Origin of the sequence: Leptospira limi (genome assembly GCF_026151395.1) — a bacterium.
Classification (GTDB): Bacteria; Spirochaetota; Leptospiria; order Leptospirales; family Leptospiraceae; genus Leptospira_A; species Leptospira_A limi.
Map to the genome: position 1 here is coordinate 1 of NZ_JAMQPV010000013.1, position 3015 is coordinate 3015.

General features: G+C 37.9%; 3 protein-coding genes. All 3 read right to left on the minus strand.

The annotated features are described in order from the left end of the window. Positions 1-161 precede the first annotated feature (161 nt). Positions 162-623: a hypothetical protein gene (locus tag ND812_RS18320; RefSeq protein ID WP_265376755.1), complete on the minus strand. Its 462-nt coding sequence runs from the start codon at positions 621-623 to the stop codon at positions 162-164. 369 nt (positions 624-992) lie between these two features. After that, entirely contained in the window at positions 993-1940 is a 948-nt protein-coding gene (locus ND812_RS18325; protein ID WP_265376756.1) for an AlbA family DNA-binding domain-containing protein, read from the minus strand. Positions 1941-2263: 323 nt separating this feature from the next. Next, positions 2264-2839, minus strand: a complete 576-nt coding sequence (locus tag ND812_RS18330) for a hypothetical protein (protein WP_265376757.1) — start codon at positions 2837-2839, stop codon at positions 2264-2266. Positions 2840-3015 lie beyond the last annotated feature (176 nt).

The following is a 3015-nucleotide window of genomic DNA, read 5'->3' on the forward strand; positions in this document are numbered from 1 at the left end:
TGGAGACGACGTTCCCTGACCCTGAGTCCCGAACGGGACGTTAGGGACTGGAACGGAGTTTGCGAATGCAAACGAGTGACAGAAAGGGAATGTGGCGCAGCCCAAGCGAGGCCATAAGTGCCGAAGCGCAGCGTTTCCACGCTGTTATGCGAAGGAGCCTTCTATTGAAAGAAGTTTTCTGGCCATAGAAATTCCGGAAGATATCTTCTGATAAAATTTGCTTCCGAAATTAATCCTCTATCTTCTAGCTCCCTTACAAAATGAGGCCAAGGAGGAATATTGCTTAGATATGTATCTCCTGAAGATGTAGACATACCTCCACCTTGAGAAGTTGATAGGCCGCCATATTGTGATGTAGATAGCCCACCATACTGAGAAGTTGATAGGCCACCGTATTGCGATGTAGATAGTCCGCCATATTGAGAAGTAGATAGCCCACCATATTGTGACGTGGACATTCCTCCATATTGGGAAGTAGATAAACCTCCGTACTGAGAGGTTGAAGCCCCACCGTATTGTGATGTAGACATACCCCCACCTTGAGAAGTTGATAGGCCTCCACCTTGAGATGTACTTAAGTTTCTTGGCCAAGTTTTTAAATTCGGAATTTCGGGTCGTGACATAGAATCTCTCCTGATAATTATTTTATACTTTCTGTTATTATTAAATTAACAAACATTATCTTAGACTATTCGGAAAATATAATGCTGAATGTTACTTGTTGATTTATGTAGTTAAATTTTGAGAATAATAATAAAATATTAAGTATTTTTTAATAATATTTTGAGAAGAAATGTAAAAGCTTGGGCTCTTTCGCATAACGAATTAGCGGAGACGACGTTCCCCGACCCTGAGTCCCGAAGGGACGTTAGGGACTGGTCACGTAGCTTGCGTATGCAAGCGAGTGCCAGGAGGGGAATGTGTCGCAGACCAAGCGAGGCCGTAAGTGCCGAAGCGCAGCGTTTCCGCGCTGTTAGCCGCAGTAACCTTTTTTAATGTAAAAGTTTGTTTATTTCATCTCGGAGAATTTCTTCTGAAATTTCATAGACTCCAGTTTTTTCAATGGTTCCAGCAGTATATAATTTGTAATTAATTTTGATAGGATAAATTTTATCTTCAATACTTGATAAAGTTAAAGTTATTGGTGTTACATCTAATTCATAGTTAGGATGGATTACAATTCCGTCGGTTGCAGCGAAATGAATTTCACCATTATTATTTTGTGGTCGAAGTAATCTTTTGAGACCATGATTGTAACTTCCAAATCCTTGTACATAAATTGAATAAGGCAGCATAGGTTTAAGTTCAAGTAAGACATGCTCTGCAACTCCTTTCCCGGTATTTATAATTTGAATTATTATTTGAATATTAATTTTGCTAGCATCGCCTGATGATTTCATGACTTTATGAGCTAGTGATAAATTTGCTTTTCTACGCCTGCCGAACATATCTTCGAGATCGAAATGTTCCATCGGATAAAAGCTAGCTCCGCTGCGTTTGTAATATCTTCCATCAATGACAGCCATATGGGGAGGAGAAAGGCTTTCTGGTATTAGAGAAACGGCAAAGCCAGTGTCTTGTGCATGATCTAAAATTAAAATTTTATGTTCTACCTTTTCAACTAAAGGTTGTACAAACTCACCTGTTAACTCATTTAGTCTTGAGTAAAACTGTGAGATGTTTTGGATAGGCTCGCATTTTGTTGCGCAATCAATATTGTTATCATTTTTTTTTGCTAAAACACCCCAAATTATTATCCCACCTGCCGAATTAGCAAATCCCGATAATGCTTTTGATAAGTTTTTTTTATCATCTTCAGATCTAAGTGATCCACCTTTTGCTGTTTTGAAGTCAAGGAAAAGATTTTCTTGTTCCTTTTCTTCAACGTAGCGATCAATGGCTGTAATGTCGATACTTTGGAATTGTTGAATTAGTCTCATATATTTTTTGCGTTATTGCGGCTAACGAACTAGGCTTTCCGAAGTTGTCCGACCCTGAGTCCCGTTAACGGGACGTTAGGGACTGGCATGAAGCTTGCGAATGCAAAGCGAATGCCAGGAGGACAATTTGCCGCAGGCCGAGCGAGGCCTTGTGCCGAAGCGAAGCGGAAAGCCGCTGTTATGCGCAGTATTTTTTAGCGAGAGTAGAGAAAAGCAGATAAAGTAGGAATATATTAGTATTTCTTATTATCCTGGAGTTTTTTTAAGGCAGGAAAGTTTCTCATTTCCCACCTTAAATCTCGAAATTTGAATTTATCTAAGGTTTACAGATTACCATTTTTTTTCATCTGAATTACCAAATTTTGATAGGTATTCAAAAATAGTTCGTCTCTATTTGTATTTGGCAAGCCAGTAAAGGGCATAACTACAATCATAGGTAACCATTGAAACATTGTATATGAATCCCTAAGTTCGTAATTATTTTGTTTATTTCCTTTAGTGACTGTTACTTTGATATCAACAGTCATAGTTTGCCAGTATGGCAGAATAGTAAGAGTAGCTGAACTTAAAATCAATGGAATTGTTCTTAAGTAATTAACACGATCATAAGCTGTTCCATCGACCACTATATTGGCATCTTTAGGTCCTTCAACTAGTGAGCAACAGCCGGACTCTAAAATTGCTTTATCGAACCAACTTTTATGTGCAGCTGCCCATAAAACGGCATCGGGAGCAGTACTATTATATGTCCATCGACTAAATACTTTAATCTTTTCCGTTTTTATTGTTTTATAATCGTTTTCTTGGGCAATAGGGAGATTATTCTCCCTAAATGATGCGCAATTATTCAATACGAATAATGTCGAAAATACTATTAATAAAAAATTAATTTTAATCATTTGTTTTCCTTCGCGACGATCTTTTATTTTTAATTAAGTTTAGTCAAGAAAATTGAATTTTTTAAGATTTTCTTAGCTTTAAGATTTAAATTAAGATTTAAAATATTGCGCATAACGAACAAGCTAACCAACGTTGTCCGTAGCTGAGCCCCTTAGGGGCGTTAGCGTCGGCGCAT

Bases quoted from the DNA above. Each gene is read 5' to 3' on its own strand.
- ND812_RS18320 (WP_265376755.1), bottom strand. From the start codon at position 623: ATGTCACGACCCGAAATTCCGAATTTAAAAACTTGGCCAAGAAACTTA.
- ND812_RS18330 (WP_265376757.1), bottom strand. From the start codon at position 2,839: ATGATTAAAATTAATTTTTTATTAATAGTATTTTCGACATTATTCGTA.
- ND812_RS18325 (WP_265376756.1), bottom strand. From the start codon at position 1,940: ATGAGACTAATTCAACAATTCCAAAGTATCGACATTACAGCCATTGAT.